Raw genomic sequence first — 17,634 nt, 5'->3', positions numbered from 1 at the left:
ATTGTGTCGCATCCGCCTGGAGCATGTCATGGTATTGCATCTCACTACAAAGTTGTCAGTCTCTGCCCTGTTATCTTCCCTCCTCTTCCTGACATCAACTCAGGCGATTGGTGCAGAAGAGGTCTATACCATCGATCCCGAACATACTTACAGCAGTTTCGAGTATCAACATTGGGGACTATCGACCCAACGTGGACGATTCGATAAAAATACCGGCAGTATTCATATCGATAAAGAGGCAAAAACAGGGTCGATTGACATGGTGATCGATGCCACATCCGTCAGCACTGGCTCAGCGGTCTTTGACCGCGCCATGCGATCTTCGAATTTTTTTGACACTGAAAAATTTCCGAACATCACGTTTACGTCGGACAAATTGTTGTTTGATAACGACAAGTTAACCCAAGTCATGGGGAAATTGACGATCAAAGACACAACATTACCCGTCACTATCGAAGTGACCCAGTTCAATTGCCGTTTTATGATCCTGTACCTGAAACAAGCATGCGGTGCGAATGGGTACACCAAAATACTACGGAGTGACTTTAAAGTGGGCCGCTATGTGCCGTTTGTCAGTGATGAAGTAACGTTGTCGTTTAACGTTGAAGCCATCAAAGAATGAGAAAAAAGGGCATTTTTCTCATTCTCTAGCCGACGATAGTGAATTAATACGCGCCCATAAAGTCTTTTTTACCTAAAGCCACACCCTGGTGGCGCAAAATGGCATAGGTCGTGGTGACGTGAAAAAAGAATTGCGGCAACCCATAATTCAATAAGTACGCATGGCCCGTCAGCTTTTTCTCTTTTGGCGTACCAGGACGCAACACAATCTCGCGGTCTTCGCTCCCTTCAAATTGCGCGGCATCCAAGGACTGAATGAATGTCTTGGTTTTCGCAATACGCTGCTGTAAATCCGCAAAGCTTTGCTCGTTGTCTTCATACGCTGGTAAATCAGCGCCCGCTAATCGTCCCGCGACACCTTTTGCAAAGTCAGCAGCGATCTGCACTTGACGCACTAAAGCGAACATATCCGGAAATAAACGCGATTGCAGGAAGACTTCGGGGGCAATATTTTTCTCCGTCGCATGTGCTTCGGCTTTGTTGAGCACATCACTGAGGCTATCAAGCATTTGAACCAGAACAGGAACGGAAGCGGTGTACATCGAAATGGCCATTTTTTTCTCCAGAGTTAATACCGACGTTAATACCGACGCCAAAGCGCCAAAAGGCAGGCGAGAGAAACAAGGTTCGGCTCGCAAAGCGGGATCGATTATAGGGCCTGTGCCATTTTTGCGTACGACGCAACGATGTGGCGTCCGTGAAGAGAAGGAAGGTAGCGATGAAGAAGGACAAAAAAAAGCCAGTCGAGTGACTGGCTGTTCTACGTATCAGTGGTCGACTACTGCTTAGAAGCGATAGCCAACGCCCACGCCCACCAGCAATGGATCCACTTTTACGTTCGATACTTTGGTGCCGTTCAAGGACAAATCACTGCGGATCTGCACTTTTTTCACGTCCAAGTTCAGAGACCAGTTTTTATCCAGTTTGAAATCAACGCCAGCTTGTAGCGCAAAACCAAAACTGTTGTTATCCAGACTCAGGCCTGTTGGCAGGTTGACGTCAGAAATACGTGTGTAGTTAATACCAGCGCCCAGATATGGGTTAATTTTCGCTTCTGGCGCGAAATGGTACTGTGCAGTCAATGTAGGTGGCAGGTGCTTGAGGCTACCGATTGTATTGCCGTCCAGTTTGACGTCATGTTTTTGTGGGTAAGTCAAAATCAACTCAGCAGACCAGTTTGGTGTGACGAAATACGTGAAATCTACCTCTGGAATTGTTTTGTTGCTCAGAGACACGCGATCTGCTGCACCAACGCCACCGATAGGATCAGATTCATTTGCTGGGCTCAGGTTCACTGCACGGACACGAACCAACCATGGGCTCGTTGCATCTTCTGCCATTGCTTGTGTTGCTGTAAAACCAACTGCTGCCAAGGAGAGAGCGAGAACTAATTTTTTCATTTTAATTTCCTTTTTGTGTTGAATTAAGATGAACAAAGTGTAGATCTGCACCGTAAAAGGGAACTTGAGCTACATCAAGTTTGGTGCGAAGCACAAATTCTCATAAAATGCGCCAAAATGTGCCGCGCAATGTCTGCTTAAGGTATCCTTGCAGGCATTGTCTTTACCTCCCAAAAAAACATCAAAAATGGCTAATTACGTCTACACAATGAACCGCGTCGGTAAGATTGTTCCACCGAAGCGTCAGATTCTGAAAGATATCTCCTTGTCCTTTTTTCCCGGCGCCAAAATCGGCGTGTTGGGTCTGAATGGGTCAGGAAAATCGTCACTGCTTAAAATTATGGCAGGCATCGATAAGGATATTCAGGGCGAAGCAGTCCCCATGCCGAATCTGAACATTGGTTATCTGCCCCAAGAACCGCAGCTCGATCCAGAGCAAACAGTGCGCCAAGCGGTGGAATCCGCGCTCGGTGAAGTATTCGAAGCCAAAGCAAAGCTCGAAGAAGTGTATGCAGCTTACGCCGACGAAAATGCCGATTTCGATGCCCTTGCAAACGAACAAGCACGTTTGGAAGCGATTATCTCGACATCGTCCGGCGACAACGTCGAACTGCAATTAGAGATGGCCGCTGATGCTTTGCGTCTGCCTGCATGGGACGCCAAAATCGGCGTCTTGTCCGGTGGTGAAAAACGCCGTGTGGCTTTGTGCCGTCTGCTGCTGTCAAAACCAGACATGCTCTTACTGGATGAGCCAACCAACCATCTGGATGCCGAATCCGTGGACTGGTTGGAGCAGTTCTTACTGCGCTTCCCAGGCACCGTTGTAGCGATTACGCATGATCGCTACTTCCTTGATAACGCTGCTGAATGGATTCTTGAGCTGGATCGTGGTCATGGTATTCCTTGGAAAGGCAACTACTCTTCTTGGTTAGATCAAAAGCAAGCACGTCTGAAACAAGAAGAAGCCACAGAATCTGCACGTCAAAAAGCGCTGCAAAAAGAGTTGGAATGGTCACGCCAGAATCCAAAGGCACGTCAGGCAAAGAGTAAGGCCCGTCTGGCCCGTTTCAATGAAATGAGCGAACACGAATACCAAAAACGGAATGAAACACAGGAGATTTTTATCCCTGTAGCAGAACGTTTGGGTAATGAAGTCATTGAATTCAAAAACGTCTCCAAGGCATTTGGCGATCGTTTGTTGATCGATAACCTCAGTTTCAAAATTCCACCAGGCGCAATCGTCGGTATCATCGGTCCGAACGGTGCCGGTAAATCCACGCTGTTCAAAATGATCAAAGGTCTGGAACAACCTGACAGCGGTGAGGTGGTTTTGGGACAAACAGCAAAGATCTCTCTGGTGGACCAATCCCGCGAAGATTTAGCGAATACAAAAACCGTTTTCGACGATGTCGCCAATGGTGCCGATATTCTGACAGTAGGCCGTTTTGAAATGCCATCTCGCGCCTACCTCGGTCGTTTCAATTTCAAAGGCGGCGATCAGCAAAAAATCGTTGGTAATCTGTCTGGTGGTGAACGCGGTCGTCTGCATCTGGCGAAGACGCTGCTTCAAGGCGGTAACGTGTTGCTGCTCGATGAACCGTCCAATGATTTGGACGTCGAGACACTGCGCGCATTGGAAGATGCGTTGTTAGAGTTTGCGGGTAGCGTCATGGTGATCTCCCATGATCGCTGGTTCCTCGACCGGATTGCAACCCATATCTTGGCATTCGAAGGCAACTCCCAAGTCACTTTCTTTGACGGTAATTATCAGGAATATGAAGCCGATAAGAAGAAACGTCTCGGTGAAGAAGGCGCGAAACCAAAACGTATTCGTTACAAACCACTGACGGTATAAGCACGATCCGGCACTTCCCCGCGACAGCGCCTGATGACGCTCTCACGGGGATCCCGAACACCCTATCCCTTGTGAGAGAGTTATGCGAAAAAATGCATTCATAAAGGTCCTTCTGGCGAGTATTTTTTGCTTGCTTGCCCTGGTCTCAGGTGCGTCTCAGGCGAACGAAAAAAAGGAAGGTGGCGAAGGTAGTTCCTCGGTCATTCCTCTGGAACCGTTCACCGTTAACTTGTCGAGCTTTGATCGATATTTACAAATCAGTCTCACCCTACAATTAGGTGCACCGGAAACAGGCGAAAAGGTCAAAGCGAAAATGCCTATCGTGCGTCACGCAATGATCATGCTGCTGAGCGGTAAAGAGTCGTCAGATATTCAAAACGGCGAAGGCAAACACGAGTTAATTAACGAAATCAAGGAGAAATTAAATTCGGTACTCGAACTCAAAGAACGCGATGGCGTGACTGATGTGTATTTTGTGAATTTTGTCATTCAATAATTGGCAATCCACAGGTCTGTCTGTTTCTGTCAGCCAGACCTGATCACAGACGTAGCAAAGAGAAACACCGTTATTCAACCCTCTTGATATCGACGCTCTTTTTGACCTTCATTGCCTGCGTCCCAACGCCCGCTCCCTCCACACGATTATCGTTATTTTCATGCACCAACTGGCAGCACCCGCATTTGCGGAAATTGAGATCAAAAAAAGCCGTTTTCTGGGGCAACTGTATCCATTGCACAGCCGCACGGAGGCACGCGATCGCTTAAGCCAGATCCGCGCAGCGCATCCCAATGCGGTCCATGTTTGCTGGGCTTTAGTATGTGCTGGTGAATCTGGCCTCGATGATGATGGAGAACCTTCCGGTACGGCGGCCAAACCCATGTATAACGTCCTCGTCCATAAAGAAGTCACAAACGTGCTTGCTGTGGTTGTAAGGTATTGGGGCGGCATCAAACTCGGCGCTGGCGGCTTAACACGCGCCTATGGTCAAGCGATCTCAGAAGCCTTTAAAATGGCGGAGTTGATTGCTGTCGAAACCATGGCAGATATCCACATTACTGTGAACTTTGCTGACGAAACGCACGCTCGACGGACCCTCGATAAATATGCCGCACAAGTGACCGACGTCCATTACGCCGACATGGTGCAGATGGCGGTTCGCCTGAAAGAAAAACAGATTGATGCACTGATCATTGAACTCACAGAGCAACTCAAAGGTCAAGTTACCATCTCCACTTTATAACGTAGCGTCTGCCACCCTTCGCTTTTCATCCCCTTTGTCTTCTCATTTAACATCATGTCTCCCGAACTTTCCTTACGCCAAAAAATTAACCAAGAAACTGCCACGTTCCCTTGGAGTGAATTACTGAAGCAATTTGCCAGCGGCAACGTCATCGCTGTCGATGGCGCGCTTGATTTGGTGGATATCGCCGAAGCCATGGCACAGGACAATACCGCGATCATTGAGCCCCTCATCGTTGCCGGTAAAATTGCCAAAGTTAGCGATGAACAGGCCAGTGCTTGGCTGGAACAAAATCTGTTGCTATGGACCGTGGTTGTGAAACCGTGGATTTTGGTGCAACATCGCCCTGCCACATGAAGTCAGCGCCACCGCCATTCACCCGCATTGGATGAGGTGCATGGCATTGACCAACCATGCGCCTCGGTGACATTGAACTTTTACCAAGTTCTTCCTGTCACAGTGACAAACCACTTTGGGGGCTTCACGATGCAGCATGCACTAACTGAACCACTTTCCAAACGACTTTTGGTCATTTTTCTGATGTTGTCGGTCCATGTGGCACTGTGGTGGGCATGGCAATCGCAGACCCAATTTAAGCTGTGGCGAGACCGTCCAACAACGTATTTGCAATTATTGCAAATCCCGTTGCTAACGCCACCACAACCCAAGGAAACGCAGCAGAAATCGCCACCAGCAACGCTTGCGGCCTCAGCACCAGTGACCAAACCCACTGTAGCGACGTCGCACCCGCCATCGCATCCCGCGGCCAATGCGACGAACGCCATCACCGTCACAGATGTTCCCCCAGCAGTGACCACACCGTCCCCTGCCGCGCCCACCAATGGCGAGCCCTCGCCGACAACGCACCTCGATCTCGATGCGCTGAAAGCCTCTGCGCTCGCCATGGACAAGCAGCGACGTCCTAGTGAAATTGAAAAGATTCAACATGATCTCAGGCGGGATGATGGCTTCGAGAAGAAACTGGGTGAAGGTATTCAGAAGGCCAAAGCAAAAGACTGTATGCAGGCTTATTCGGGTTTGGGCATACTGGCTTTGATCCCGTTAGCAGCGAGCGCCGTCAGCGATAAGGTGTGTAAATGGTGATCCAGCCGCTACCTCAGTTATAATGCCCGCTTCCGCACATCCACAGTCAACAGACTTCTTCGCTGAGCGTTATTCTCAGAACCGTGCTCGTGCGGTTTTCCTTATTTTTTACCGGATATTCCATGAAAAAAATTTCTTACTTGTTCGCTGCGATGATGTTTGCAGCAATCGGTACAGGCTTTGCTCCTGTGACCTCAGGTATCGCTCACGCGGATGAAGCGGCCGATAAAGCGAAACAACCAACTGTCCGTGCGGAAATGGGTAAACCATTGTCAGAAATTCAAGATTTGCTCGAAAAAAAGCAATTCCCGCAAGCGTCTGAGAAAATCGACGCATTGAGCAAGTTTGAAAATAAAACACCTTACGAATTATTCGTGATCAACCGGATGCGCGCCGTTATCGCTTCTGGCACCAGCAACACGGATCAATTAGCTGTCGCGTTTGATGGCATGATCAATTCCGATTTCCTCAAAGACAATGAAAAATTGCGCTTAATTGAAGGTCTGGCGGGTACTTACTTCAATGAGAAGAAGTATGACTCGTCCATCGTTTGGGCAAAACGCTTTTTAGAGAAAAACAGCGACAATGCATCGATGCATAACCTGTTGTCCCGTGCTTACTACCTCAAAGGTGACTACGCTAGCGCGATTGTCGAACTCAAAAACATTATCGCCAGTGATCAAGCAGCGAAACGTGCCCCTACTGAAGAAACCTTGCGTTTGTTAGGCAGCAGCTACCAACAAACCAAAGATATGGTTGGCTACAGTGCATTGCTGGAAATGATGATCGAGTACCACCCAACGAAAGAATACTGGGGTGATCTGCTGTACCGCGTGGAACATAAAGCCGGTTTCTCTGACCGTCTGCGCTTGGATCTGTATCGCCTGATGCTGGCAACCAACAACATGGAAGATCCTGGTCAATACGTTGAAATGGCCGAATTAGCGTTGCAAGCTGGCTTGCCAACAGAAGCAAAAGCCGTTGTTGACGCAGGCTATGCGTCCAATTTGCTCGGTGCAAACAAAGACGCTGCAAAACAAAAGCAATTGCGTGACCGTGTGAACAAACAAGCAGCAGATGACGTGAAATCTCTGGATGCAGGCGAATCCGCTGCGAAAAATGCAAAAACCGGTGTGGGTTTGGTCAATATTGGCTACAACTATGTCGTCAATGGTCAGTTTGAAAAGGGTATCACTTTCATCGAGCAAGGGATTGCGAAAGGTGGTTTGAAATCACCTGATGAAGCGAAACTGCATTTAGGTCTTGCGTACCTCAAATCCGGCAACCGCGACAAGGCGGCAGACGTATTCAAAACCATCGAAGCGACTGATGGCACAGCAGACATCGCACGTCTGTGGTTGAAGTTTCAACCGTTAGAAGCAACAGCAGCAAAATAAATCATGTTGGTCAGAAACTGAACAACTAGTTTGAATTTAGTTTTAGTTTTAGTTTTAGTTTTAGCTTCACATCAACGTGCCAGAACTTGTTTCTGGCACGTTTTTTTTGCCTTGCAATCTTGTGAGGCATCACGATATCGTCCATCGTCATAGGTCATACAAGTAAAAAAAAGCGGTTTAGCCATGTCGCTAAACCGCTTATAAAATCAGCACCGTGCGCTCTATACACGTACTGAGGATACTAGATTTCCTACTTCAAACTTTTATCGACCACCACACATTAAGAGTGGTAAGCAGATTCACCGTGGCTAGTGATGTCCAGACCTTCGCGCTCTTCATCTTCAGGAACACGCAAGCCGATGACGATATCAACCAGTTTGTATGCAATCACAGAGACGATCGCTGACCAGATCACGGTTGTACCAACAGCGATGGCTTGTACTTTCACTTGATCAAAGATCACATAAGGATCTGCGGACATTTTGTTTGCTACGTAGTCCATGATGCCTTGGCCGCCCAACGCTGGTGCAGCGAACACACCTGTTGCCAACGCACCGAAGATACCGCCAACACCGTGAACACCGAACACGTCCAGAGAGTCATCTGCGCCGATCAAGCGTTTCAGACCGTTCACACCCCACAAGCAGATGATGCCGACCAACAAACCGATGATCAATGCACCCATTGGGCCAACGAAACCACATGCTGGTGTAATCGCAACCAAACCAGCAACAGCACCGGATGCACCACCTAACATGGATGGCTTACCTTTAGACATCCACTCACCGAAGACCCAAGACACAGCAGCTGCAGCCGTTGCCAACAGCGTATTAACGAATGCCAATGCTGCGATATCGCCTGCTTCCAGCGCAGAACCTGCATTGAAACCAAACCAGCCCACCCACAACAAAGACGCACCAATCATTGTCATTGTCAGGGAGTGTGGTGCCATGGATTCTTTACCGTAGCCAACACGCTTACCAATCATGATCGCGCCAACCAAACCGGCAACCGCTGCATTGATATGAACAACCGTACCACCTGCGAAGTCCAACGCGCCTTTTTGTTGCAAGAAGCCGCCTTTGACCAACTCAGCTGCTGCAGTCGCTGCATCTTTGATGCCATCAGGACCAGTCCAGAACCACACCATGTGTGCCACTGGCAAGTAGCTGAAAGTGAACCACAAGACGACGAATGCAAGTACTGCACTGAATTTTGCACGCTCAGCAAACGCACCGATAATCAGACCGCAAGTGATCGCTGCAAATGTTGCTTGGAAAGCGACATACACAAACTCAGGAATCACAACGCCTTTACTGAAGGTAGCAGCCGTCGAGAATGAGCCTTTGACAGGATCCCAGATACCTTTGAGGAACACGCGATCAAAGCCACCGATGAACGAATTGCCTTCGGTAAATGCCAGTGAGTAACCATAGATGCACCACAGAACGATGATCACAGCGAAGATCATGAACACTTGCATCAAAATGGACAGCATGTTTTTGGAACGAACCAGACCGCCGTAGAACAAGGCCAAACCTGGGATCGTCATCAAAATCACCAACAGTGTCGATACCAACATCCAAGCGGTATCGCCTTTGTTAGCGACTACGACAGGTGCGGAAGCAGCGGACGCATCGGCTGCGGCGGCTGGTGCAGAAGCGGTCGCAGCATCTGATGCTGCTGCAGGCGCTGCAACTGGCGCTGGTGCTGCCGTTGCTGCTGGTGCGGAAGCGGTTGCTGCGGATGCCGCAGTCGCGTCAACTTTTGCTGGCGCATCGTCAGCCATTGCGACGGATGTCATCCCCACTGATGCAAGCAAGGCACCTGCTACCAGTATATTTTTAAAAATATTTTTCATATGAATTCCCTAATGAATCAATCAGAGTACGTCAGAGTGCGTCGTTGCCGGTTTCGCCGGTACGGATACGCACAACCTGTTGCAAGTCATAGACAAAAATCTTTCCATCGCCAATTTTGCCTGTGCGTGCTGCGTTTTCGATCGCTTCGATCGCGCGATCAACGATCGCATCATCCACAGCCGCTTCAATTTTGGTTTTTGGTAAGAAATCAACGACGTATTCAGCACCGCGATATAACTCGGTATGACCTTTTTGACGGCCAAAACCTTTGACTTCCGTCACGGTGATGCCCTGCACTCCCATCTCCGATAAAGCTTCACGCACTTCATCGAGTTTGAAAGGTTTGATAATCGCTGTAATGAGTTTCATACTATCCTCGATCTTCAGAATGTTTTAACGGCAGTCAAGACCAGGCTTGTTTTGCCAGTGAATTTACCCGCTGGTGTGACATATAAGGCACTGTTTGCGTTGGTGCCAATGGCTGCTAATGTGAACGCGACGCCAACAAATTCTTTCGTTACACCGAATTTCCAGTCTGTGTAAGACAAGGCAGAACTATTTTTGACGTTTTGACGACCTGCGTGAATAACCAGTGTGTAACCTTCTGGCAATTCAACGTTGGCACCCAGATCCAAATAGCCACTGTTTTTACTATTTTGGTTGCCGAACAGGTTCGTTACCGAGCTGGAGTACTTGGCGTAGAAAGGACCTGTACCAACTTGACCGTAGATTTCTGTGGTGTTCGCATTAGCCAAGCCAGCAACGTTACCCAAACCGTTAGAAGGATAGACGTAGCTCAGGACACCCACGTCATAGGTCACGTCTTTCGTGATCTCGCCGCGCTTACCTGCATACAAATCCCACTCAACATCGCCACCGCCGCCTGCATCTTTAGTCCATTTAATGGAAGACAACCAAGTACCAGCGTAAAAGCCTGTTGGATTGTTGGTGTAGTCCGCACCGCCTTGCAATGCTGGATCTAAACGCGTTTGAGAGATACCACGATAACGATAGTCGCTTGCGACACCAACGTTATAACTGACTTCATTGTCTGGTTTTGCATCTTCTGCGTGAACAAATCCAGTCACGAACGTTGAGGCAACTGCTACAGCAAGTAAAGCTTTCTTCATTTTGCTTCCCCTTAAAGGTATAAACATTAGTCGTAATTAAGAAACTGCCTTGAACTCACTTCGTCAACCACTGATACACAAAGCCAGAAGATCATCCGTGACCCTGCGGGAAATGAACTCATTGAACTTGATAGAGCTCTTCGATCTTGTATAAGCAGGAGTCGTGCCAGCTGTCTTTAGAACAATACAGCTCAAATAAATCATGGATAATTTGTCACTAATTATGAAGCGATCGACTGTTGATGACAGCTTTGTTACGCCTTGTCATATCTCTGTCGCGTCCAGATGCACCCCGACCATGGGCAGGTCTCGGGCTTTGGGTTATGATTTCCCTTTCATCACATTTGTTGGAATTCACTATAGTTCACCAACGGATGATTTGCACCAATTTGTAGCAGGCGTTTTTGCACCTTTTGACGCCAGAAAAATACGCACCATAAACGTGCGCACTCTTTGATAACCAGGACAAGCCACCATGAACAAGCAAAATTTTTTCGACGACATGCAAGCCAAAATCAATCAGGTGCTCGAGAATTCTCCAGCCAAAGACATCGAAAAAAATGTCAAAGCCATGATGACGCAGGGTTTTTCTAAACTGGATCTGGTGACCCGCGAAGAGTTTGATATTCAGGCACAAGTCTTAGCGAAAACCCGCGCTAAACTCGAAGCGCTCGAAGAACGCGTGGCAGCCCTTGAAGCGCACTTCGCGGCGAAGTAAGTAGCGAATCCACTTTTTACTCTCCATGGTGCATCGCGATGACCGATGCACCATGGTGATCATTCATCTGCCTATCATCCGCCCCCTTATTTCCCATTCTTGCCCATGTTCAATCCGCGCCCAACAATTCAATTGATTCCCATCCCCGGACATTTGCCTTGTATCGTGATTGACGACTTTTTATTGGAACCAGAGGCGATGGTGGCGTATGCAACGCAACAGCGTGACCACTTTTCAATGGCGCCGGTGAATACCTTCCCGGGGTTGCAACTCGTGATGCCCGACGATTTTTCGGCACGGTTAAATGATTTTTTCATTCAGCACATCAGACGCTTGCTGGGTGCGCGGCGGACAGAACGGATTTTTAGCCGCTTGTCGATGGCGACGTTGCAGCCCCATGAGCTCGGGCTATTTCAGCGTATTTGCCATACGGACCCGATCACCACGCATCCACAGCAGTGTTTTGCCGCCTCCGTGCTTTACTTGTTTGACAATCCAGACTTAGGTGGCACCAGCTTTTACCGGCCCACGATGGCCAAAGATGAGCTATACCGCTTGTTCTACTCTCCTGACTCCCCTTGGTGCACGATGTCCAATGAAGAGTTCACGGCAGAACTCGGTGTGGAGCCCGGTTACCAGACAGGATCAAATAAATACTTTGAACTGATCAACATGGTTCCAGCAAAATGGAATCGCATGATTTTTTATGATGCGTACATTTTTCATTCTGCCTACATCACCAATCCATCCTTACTGAGCAGCGACCCCACCGGCGGCAGGCTCACCATCAATGGGTTTTTCACCTGCCGGCGCGCTGCATAGTCCATTCATTGTCGCCCTTGCTGCCACACGGTACTCAATGCCCGTCGCCGATTCTTCCCGTTCAATCGCTGAACGATGAATCGACGCTACGGTGCTGCCGTCTAGATAATTCATCGTTTCACCAAATAAAGGAAGAATGTGAGTCTTGCTGTATTAAAAAGCCGCGCATTGGCTGGTATGGATGCGCCACAAGTGACTGTGGAAGTCCATCTGGCAAACGGTTTGCCTGCGTTTACGATCGTCGGGCTGCCTGAAACGGAAGTAAAAGAATCCAAGGACAGGGTGCGTGCCGCCATCCAGAATGCACGTTTTGAGTTTCCTGCCAAACGGATCACCGTCAACCTTGCACCGGCGGATCTGCCGAAAGAGTCTGGCCGCTTTGACCTTCCCATCGCTTTGGGCATTCTGGCAGCATCTGGCCAAATTCCGAGCGAGATGCTCGACCACTACGAATTTGCGGGGGAACTGTCACTCTCTGGAGAACTCCGCCCAATTCGCGGTGCGCTGGCCATGACCTTTGCAATTTGTCAGGGTCAACGCGGTGCCCAGCCCGAACGTAAGCGCGCCTTTATCTTACCCACTGCAAATGCGAATGAAGCGGCGTTGGTGAGCGATGCCGCGATTTATCCAGCAGACTCTTTACTTCAAGTTTGTACTCACTTCGCTGCTATCAAGGGTGATGACAGGCTTTCACGCCATCGTCCAGTCGAAAACAGCCGAACCGTCAACTGTCCGGATTTCAATGAAGTGAAAGGACAACTCCAAGCCAAACGGGCACTTGAGGTCGCTGCGGCAGGTTCGCACTCCGTCCTTATGGTCGGACCACCCGGCACCGGTAAATCCATGCTTGCGGCCCGCTTTGCGGGTATTTTGCCCACAATGACCGACCAAGAGGCATTAGAATCGGCAGCAGTCCAATCGTTAACATCAGGCTTCTCGATTCATCAATGGAAGATTCGCCCCTATCGTGCACCTCATCACACGGCCTCCGCCGTTGCACTGGTTGGCGGTGGTGGCAATCCGCGCCCCGGCGAAATTTCGCTGGCACACCGTGGCGTCCTGTTTCTCGATGAGCTCCCAGAATTTGATCGTAAAGTCTTAGAAGTGCTACGTGAACCGCTCGAATCTGGTCACATCACCATTTCCCGCGCTGCACGTCAGGCGGATTTTCCGGCACGCTTTCAACTCATCGCTGCAATGAATCCCTGCCCCTGTGGCTATTTTGGCCACAGTAATGGCAAATGTCGTTGCACGCCGGAGCTGATCAATCGCTATCAAGACAAAATCTCAGGTCCCTTGCTCGATCGCATTGACCTACAAATTCAGGTGGCCGCGTTGCCCCACGCTGATTTACTGAAGCAAGCCGACGGCGAACCCAGCGCCCTCATTCACGCACGCGTCGAAGCCGCGTTTGAGCGCCAGCAGAGGCGCCAAGGAAAAGCCAACAACTTACTCAGCACCAGCGAAATCGATGCGTTATGCCAACCAGATGCCGCCGCACAACAGCTTCTCACGCAAGCCATCACCAAGTTTGCTTGGTCTGCACGCGCATACCACCGAGTATTAAAAGTAGCGAGAACCATCGCCGATCTCGCCGCCGCAGAGACCATTAGCACACCCCATGTCGCAGAAGCGATTCAATATCGACGAGCACTCAGGGAGCATTAAGCTATCCTCATGGCGGGTATCATCTACATCAGTATTGAAATCCATCCGGTCATAACCAGATAGGTAGCGTTACGTTCACCTCAGGAGAAAATGATGTCACCACAGGAAATCCACTTATTGCAGAATTTTCTGGATCAGTTGGTCCAAGTGCAGGGCGTCAATAAAGATCCCGTGGCACAGGAAATGATTAACACCGCCGTCAGTAAGCAGCCTGATGCCAGCTATTTGCTGGTACAACGTGCACTATTATTGGATCAGGCAATGGTCCACGCCAATAGTCAAATTGCCAGCCTGCAAGCAGATCTGCGTGAGCAAAAGGCCCTCAATGCGGCGCTTGGCAATGGGCAAACCAGTTCATCGTCCAGTTTTCTCGACCCCGCCATCAGTGGTTGGGGCAACAGCGCTCAAAGCAGACCACTCAATGTGTCTTCAGCGCCCCCAGTTGCGAGTTATCCATCTGGCGCAACATCCGTCACTGGTCAGCCGTTGCCTGCCTACCCGACAGCTTACCCGGCAAACGTAGCGACACCAGTGCAATACGCACAACCCGCTTCGTCGAGCTTTTTTGGTGGAAATACGGGAAGCGTCCTTGGTTCCGTTGCGGCAACGGCAGCTGGCGTGGCCGCGGGGGCGTTCTTGTATGAAGGGATCAGCCATATGATGAACGGTAATGAACACCAACGGTTGAATGCGAATTTCAATGACAATGTCACTGGTGACAATATGAACTCGTCCCTCAGCAACCAGAATGACAGCGGGCTCATCTCTGGCTATTTTGACCAAGGACAAGATCAGTCTTCGGCATTAGACGACAGCAGCGACATTTGATCGACTAGTCAAAAAAACTATTTTTATACAAAAAAATACATAGTCGCAGTCCACCCCGGTCATCTCTTTTGAGCATAATTCGTTGTATCCTCCTATGCTTTGAATATGACCGGAGTACAGACTGCCCATGTTTAGCTCTCTTTCAATACAACGGCTCGCCAGCGCAGGACTGATCTGCCTGCTGGCCGCGTGCGGCTCATCTTCTGTGCGACAAGATGCAAAAAACGACTACGTTAAAACCTTGCCGCCTGTTGGCAATACCTTGTCCAAAGCCAATGTCAATCCCAGCCAGTTATTGAATCGTATTACTTTTGGCAGTAATTTCACTTCCGACCAGCAGTTACAATCGGTCAACATGGACCGCTATCTGGACCAGCAGTTGCGCTCTCGGGGCAGCGTCGTCCCTAATGTCATTCAAGCCCAGATCAACAGCATGACGATTTCGCAGTTGTCACTGGAAGAATTAATTCACAAATTAGAAGCGCAGCGTATCGAGGCAGAGCAACAAAAAGGCGTCGATGATAGTTTGAGAAAAGCCTATCAACAGGAATTGAACCGTCTGTATCGTGAGTTTGCGACGCGCTCATTATTACGCGATGTCTATTCGCCGAATCAGTTGCAGGAACAAATGACGTGGTTCTGGATGAATCACTTTAACATTCACAGTGGTAAGCACAATGTGCGCGCGATGTTAGGTGATTTTGAAGAAAATGCTATCCGCCCCAATGCCCTAGGCAACTTTCGCGATTTACTCCGTGCAACCGCCTACCACCCAGCGATGCTGCGCTATTTGGACAATGAATATAACACCGTTGGTCATATCAACGAAAACTATGCCCGTGAAATCATGGAATTGCACACCATGGGCGTCAATAGCGGCTATTCCCAGAAGGACGTTCAGGAGTTAGCACGCGTACTTACGGGTATCGGCGTAAATTTAAACGGCAATGCACCCAAAATTAAACCCGAGTTCAGCAGACTGTATATACGTCGTGGCTTATTTGAATTTAACCCACAACGTCATGATTTCGGCGATAAGCAATTCTTAGGCAACACCATTTATGGTCGTGGCCTGAATGAAATGGAAGATGTGCTGACCATGTTGACAAGGCAGCCAGCAACAGCGCGTTATATCAGTAAAAAACTCGCCATGTACTTTGTGTCGGATAATCCCTCGGATGCATTAGTGCAAAGCATGGCCAATAGCTTTTTACAAAGCGACGGCAATATTCCCGTCACCCTGCGAACCATGTTCGATTCGCCGGAATTCATTGCCTCCCTTGGTCACAAGTTTAAAGATCCTCTCCATTACGTTGTCAGCGAAGTCCGGCTCGCCTATGACGGCAACTACATTGTGAATGCGGGTCCAATGTTGAACTGGCTCAATATGATGGGGCAACCGTTAAACGGGCATCAAACACCAGACGGCTACGCCATGGATGAAAGTGCGTGGGCGAGTCCTGGTCAAATGAGTGTCCGGTTTGACATTGCCCGTGCGATGGCATTTGGTACGCCAGGTCTATTTAAGGCGGACAACATGACGGTAGCAGAGAAGCCGCCAGCACCAGCATTGGCGAACTCGATGTACGCAAAAACAATGAGTAGCACCTTTAGCTCGGAAACCCGCGAAGCACTCAAGCAAGCGAAGTCGCCCAACGAATGGAATATTTTTTTCCTGGCGTCACCTGAAATGATGCGACGTTAGCGATTGATTTGATTCAACCCTATTTTGCCCGCCAAAAGGAACCATCATGCACCGCCGCGATCTCCTCAAATCCATGTTAGCGATGAGCGTCTTGCCTGCGACAGGCTATTGCAGTCATGCCTTGGCGGCACCAGCGACGCAAAGCCGCTTCCTCCTCGTGTTTCTGCGCGGAGGTTATGATGCCTGCAACCTACTCGTGCCAACGTCGAGCAGTTTTTACTACGAATCTCGGCCCAACATAGCGATTGCACGCCCGGGTGATAATCCACAATCGGCGCTGGCACTCAATGCGGACTGGGGACTGCATCCTGCATTGAAAGACTCGATTTATCCCTTGTATCAGAGCGGCGAAGTCGCTTTTATCCCTTTTGCAGGCACAGAAGATCTCACGCGCAGCCATTTTGAAACCCAAGACTCGATCGAGCTCGGGCAGCCATTAACGGGTTCACGCAATTACCATTCTGGGTTTATGAATCGGCTAGCATCGGTGATCAACGATGGGAAAGGTATTCCGACAATGGCATTTACTGATCAGTTGCCAATTTCCATGCAAGGCAGTGCGACCGTTGGCAACACCTCACTACGGAGTCTCTCCAAATCAAGCGTCGATCAACGTCAAAGCGATATCATCCAAAAAATGTATGGCAAAACGGGCTTATCGCAGCAAGTCAATGAAGGGTTCGCAGTCAGGCAAGATATTGCCATGGAAATGCAGGATGAAATGAATGCCGCTAACCGCGATGCCATTACAACCAAAGGCTTTGCGCTCGAAGCGAGACGTGTTGCAAAGATGATGCGAGAAAAATACAGTCTCGGCTTCATTGACGTTGGTGGTTGGGATACACATGTCGACCAAGGTGGCGCAAAGGGTACGTTAGCCAATAAGTTTGAAGAATTAGGTCGCGGCCTAGCAACTTACAAAAATGAGATGGGCGATGCGTGGCAACAAACCACCGTCGTTGTGATTAGCGAATTTGGTCGCACTTTCCGCGAAAACGGAAAGCGTGGCACAGATCATGGTCACGGCAGTGTCTATTGGGTACTGGGCGGCGGAATCAAAGGGGGGCAAATCGCCGGAGAGCAAACCAAAGTCGCAGCCGGACAATTATTTCAAAACCGCGATTTTCCGGTCTTAAACGAATATCGTGCGGTATTGGGTGGCTTGTTTAGCCGCATTTATGGTTTGAATCATCAACAAATCAACACCGTGTTCAGTGGTGTCAAACCGCGCGATCTGGGATTAATTTAACTCCCATTCCGACGAACGCTTTCGACGTGAGAGT

At 49.3% G+C, this 17,634-nt stretch carries 19 protein-coding genes; 14 read left to right on the top strand and 5 right to left on the bottom strand.

All coding sequences use genetic code 11. From position 1 onward, the window contains the following. Positions 1 to 28: 28 nt before the first annotated feature. A complete protein-coding gene (locus ACO0K2_RS05730) occupies positions 29 to 622 on the top strand; it encodes a YceI family protein (RefSeq protein WP_423016675.1) in 594 nt (197 codons plus the stop codon). 43 nt (positions 623 to 665) lie between these two features. On the opposite strand, the gene ACO0K2_RS05725 is transcribed toward ACO0K2_RS05730, so the two are convergent. Beyond that, entirely contained in the window at positions 666 to 1,175 is a 510-nt protein-coding gene (locus ACO0K2_RS05725; protein WP_423016673.1) for a DUF1993 domain-containing protein, read from the bottom strand. Between ACO0K2_RS05725 and ACO0K2_RS05720 the strand changes: the two genes are divergently transcribed. Further along, positions 1,168 to 1,410 carry a hypothetical protein gene (locus tag ACO0K2_RS05720; RefSeq protein WP_423016671.1) on the top strand — a complete coding sequence of 81 codons (243 nt, stop codon included), beginning with the start codon at positions 1,168 to 1,170 and terminating at the stop codon, positions 1,408 to 1,410. The genes ACO0K2_RS05725 and ACO0K2_RS05720 overlap by 8 nt on opposite strands. On the opposite strand, the gene ACO0K2_RS05715 is transcribed toward ACO0K2_RS05720, so the two are convergent. Beyond that, on the bottom strand, positions 1,407 to 2,021 hold the full coding sequence (locus ACO0K2_RS05715; RefSeq protein ID WP_423016669.1) for an OmpW/AlkL family protein: 615 nt from the start codon (positions 2,019 to 2,021) through the stop codon (positions 1,407 to 1,409). The genes ACO0K2_RS05720 and ACO0K2_RS05715 overlap by 4 nt on opposite strands. A 187-nt stretch (positions 2,022 to 2,208) precedes the next feature. Between ACO0K2_RS05715 and ettA the strand changes: the two genes are divergently transcribed. From ettA to ACO0K2_RS05685, 6 genes are all read left to right on the top strand, one after another. Beyond that, positions 2,209 to 3,876 (top strand): energy-dependent translational throttle protein EttA, encoded by a 1,668-nt coding sequence (gene ettA / locus ACO0K2_RS05710; protein ID WP_423016667.1) that lies wholly within the window; start codon positions 2,209 to 2,211, stop codon positions 3,874 to 3,876. An 82-nt stretch (positions 3,877 to 3,958) separates the two neighbouring features. After that, positions 3,959 to 4,372, top strand: a complete 414-nt coding sequence (locus ACO0K2_RS05705; RefSeq protein ID WP_423016665.1) for a flagellar basal body-associated FliL family protein — start codon at positions 3,959 to 3,961, stop codon at positions 4,370 to 4,372. A 160-nt stretch (positions 4,373 to 4,532) separates the two neighbouring features. Then, complete coding sequence (locus ACO0K2_RS05700) at positions 4,533 to 5,117, top strand: IMPACT family protein (protein ID WP_423016663.1); 585 nt, start codon at positions 4,533 to 4,535, stop codon at positions 5,115 to 5,117. A gap of 54 nt (positions 5,118 to 5,171) precedes the next feature. Next, entirely contained in the window at positions 5,172 to 5,474 is a 303-nt protein-coding gene (locus ACO0K2_RS05695; protein WP_423016661.1) for a DUF2288 domain-containing protein, read from the top strand. 129 nt (positions 5,475 to 5,603) lie between these two features. Next, positions 5,604 to 6,221 carry a hypothetical protein gene (locus ACO0K2_RS05690; protein ID WP_423016659.1) on the top strand — a complete coding sequence of 206 codons (618 nt, stop codon included), beginning with the start codon at positions 5,604 to 5,606 and terminating at the stop codon, positions 6,219 to 6,221. A 122-nt stretch (positions 6,222 to 6,343) separates the two neighbouring features. Continuing rightward, positions 6,344 to 7,618, top strand: a complete 1,275-nt coding sequence (locus ACO0K2_RS05685; protein WP_423016657.1) for a tetratricopeptide repeat protein — start codon at positions 6,344 to 6,346, stop codon at positions 7,616 to 7,618. Positions 7,619 to 7,898: 280 nt separating this feature from the next. Here the strand turns inward: ACO0K2_RS05685 and ACO0K2_RS05680 are convergent, their stop codons facing one another. Genes ACO0K2_RS05680 through ACO0K2_RS05670 form a run of 3 tightly spaced genes read right to left on the bottom strand, consistent with a single transcriptional unit; the run spans position 7,899 to position 10,610 of the window. Beyond that, a complete protein-coding gene (locus ACO0K2_RS05680) occupies positions 7,899 to 9,479 on the bottom strand; it encodes an ammonium transporter (RefSeq protein ID WP_423016655.1) in 1,581 nt (526 codons plus the stop codon). A 31-nt stretch (positions 9,480 to 9,510) separates the two neighbouring features. Continuing rightward, on the bottom strand, positions 9,511 to 9,849 hold the full coding sequence (locus ACO0K2_RS05675; RefSeq protein ID WP_423016653.1) for a P-II family nitrogen regulator: 339 nt from the start codon (positions 9,847 to 9,849) through the stop codon (positions 9,511 to 9,513). Between the two features lie 14 nt (positions 9,850 to 9,863). After that, positions 9,864 to 10,610 (bottom strand): TorF family putative porin, encoded by a 747-nt coding sequence (locus ACO0K2_RS05670; RefSeq protein ID WP_423016651.1) that lies wholly within the window; start codon positions 10,608 to 10,610, stop codon positions 9,864 to 9,866. A gap of 475 nt (positions 10,611 to 11,085) precedes the next feature. On the opposite strand from ACO0K2_RS05670, the gene ACO0K2_RS05665 reads away from it, so the two are divergent. The 6 genes from ACO0K2_RS05665 (at position 11,086) to ACO0K2_RS05640 (ending at position 17,600) form a co-directional block, all read left to right on the top strand. Beyond that, entirely contained in the window at positions 11,086 to 11,328 is a 243-nt protein-coding gene (locus tag ACO0K2_RS05665) for an accessory factor UbiK family protein (RefSeq protein ID WP_423016649.1), read from the top strand. 45 nt (positions 11,329 to 11,373) lie between these two features. After that, positions 11,374 to 12,150, top strand: a complete 777-nt coding sequence (locus ACO0K2_RS05660) for a DUF6445 family protein (protein ID WP_423016647.1) — start codon at positions 11,374 to 11,376, stop codon at positions 12,148 to 12,150. 138 nt (positions 12,151 to 12,288) lie between these two features. Then, the gene (locus tag ACO0K2_RS05655) at positions 12,289 to 13,818 is read left to right on the top strand and encodes a YifB family Mg chelatase-like AAA ATPase (RefSeq protein WP_423016645.1); all 1,530 of its coding nucleotides are present in this window, start codon (positions 12,289 to 12,291) and stop codon (positions 13,816 to 13,818) included. A gap of 90 nt (positions 13,819 to 13,908) precedes the next feature. Then, positions 13,909 to 14,646: a DUF2076 domain-containing protein gene (locus tag ACO0K2_RS05650; protein WP_423016643.1), complete on the top strand. Its 738-nt coding sequence runs from the start codon at positions 13,909 to 13,911 to the stop codon at positions 14,644 to 14,646. A gap of 127 nt (positions 14,647 to 14,773) precedes the next feature. After that, positions 14,774 to 16,351, top strand: coding sequence for a DUF1800 domain-containing protein (locus tag ACO0K2_RS05645; protein WP_423016641.1), 1,578 nt, complete (start codon positions 14,774 to 14,776; stop codon positions 16,349 to 16,351). A gap of 46 nt (positions 16,352 to 16,397) precedes the next feature. Further along, complete coding sequence (locus ACO0K2_RS05640; protein ID WP_423016639.1) at positions 16,398 to 17,600, top strand: DUF1501 domain-containing protein; 1,203 nt, start codon at positions 16,398 to 16,400, stop codon at positions 17,598 to 17,600. The last annotated feature ends 34 nt before the right edge of the window (positions 17,601 to 17,634 follow it).

The sequence above is a fragment of the Undibacterium sp. MH2W genome (assembly GCF_049340215.1).
Taxonomy (GTDB): domain Bacteria; phylum Pseudomonadota; class Gammaproteobacteria; order Burkholderiales; family Burkholderiaceae_D; genus Undibacterium.
The sequence above is the reverse complement of the archived record's forward strand: the minus strand, read 5'-3'. Positions and strand labels throughout refer to the sequence as shown.

Coding starts and splice junctions, on each gene's coding strand:
- ACO0K2_RS05730 (WP_423016675.1), top strand. CDS start 29: ATGGTATTGCATCTCACTACAAAGTTGTCAGTCTCTGCCCTGTTATCT.
- ACO0K2_RS05720 (WP_423016671.1), top strand. CDS start 1,168: ATGGCCATTTTTTTCTCCAGAGTTAATACCGACGTTAATACCGACGCC.
- ACO0K2_RS05725 (WP_423016673.1), bottom strand. CDS start 1,175: ATGGCCATTTCGATGTACACCGCTTCCGTTCCTGTTCTGGTTCAAATG.
- ACO0K2_RS05715 (WP_423016669.1), bottom strand. CDS start 2,021: ATGAAAAAATTAGTTCTCGCTCTCTCCTTGGCAGCAGTTGGTTTTACA.
- ettA (WP_423016667.1), top strand. CDS start 2,209: ATGGCTAATTACGTCTACACAATGAACCGCGTCGGTAAGATTGTTCCA.
- ACO0K2_RS05705 (WP_423016665.1), top strand. CDS start 3,959: ATGCGAAAAAATGCATTCATAAAGGTCCTTCTGGCGAGTATTTTTTGC.
- ACO0K2_RS05700 (WP_423016663.1), top strand. CDS start 4,533: ATGCACCAACTGGCAGCACCCGCATTTGCGGAAATTGAGATCAAAAAA.
- ACO0K2_RS05695 (WP_423016661.1), top strand. CDS start 5,172: ATGTCTCCCGAACTTTCCTTACGCCAAAAAATTAACCAAGAAACTGCC.
- ACO0K2_RS05690 (WP_423016659.1), top strand. CDS start 5,604: ATGCAGCATGCACTAACTGAACCACTTTCCAAACGACTTTTGGTCATT.
- ACO0K2_RS05685 (WP_423016657.1), top strand. CDS start 6,344: ATGAAAAAAATTTCTTACTTGTTCGCTGCGATGATGTTTGCAGCAATC.
- ACO0K2_RS05680 (WP_423016655.1), bottom strand. CDS start 9,479: ATGAAAAATATTTTTAAAAATATACTGGTAGCAGGTGCCTTGCTTGCA.
- ACO0K2_RS05675 (WP_423016653.1), bottom strand. CDS start 9,849: ATGAAACTCATTACAGCGATTATCAAACCTTTCAAACTCGATGAAGTG.
- ACO0K2_RS05670 (WP_423016651.1), bottom strand. CDS start 10,610: ATGAAGAAAGCTTTACTTGCTGTAGCAGTTGCCTCAACGTTCGTGACT.
- ACO0K2_RS05665 (WP_423016649.1), top strand. CDS start 11,086: ATGAACAAGCAAAATTTTTTCGACGACATGCAAGCCAAAATCAATCAG.
- ACO0K2_RS05660 (WP_423016647.1), top strand. CDS start 11,374: ATGCACCATGGTGATCATTCATCTGCCTATCATCCGCCCCCTTATTTC.
- ACO0K2_RS05650 (WP_423016643.1), top strand. CDS start 13,909: ATGATGTCACCACAGGAAATCCACTTATTGCAGAATTTTCTGGATCAG.
- ACO0K2_RS05645 (WP_423016641.1), top strand. CDS start 14,774: ATGTTTAGCTCTCTTTCAATACAACGGCTCGCCAGCGCAGGACTGATC.
- ACO0K2_RS05640 (WP_423016639.1), top strand. CDS start 16,398: ATGCACCGCCGCGATCTCCTCAAATCCATGTTAGCGATGAGCGTCTTG.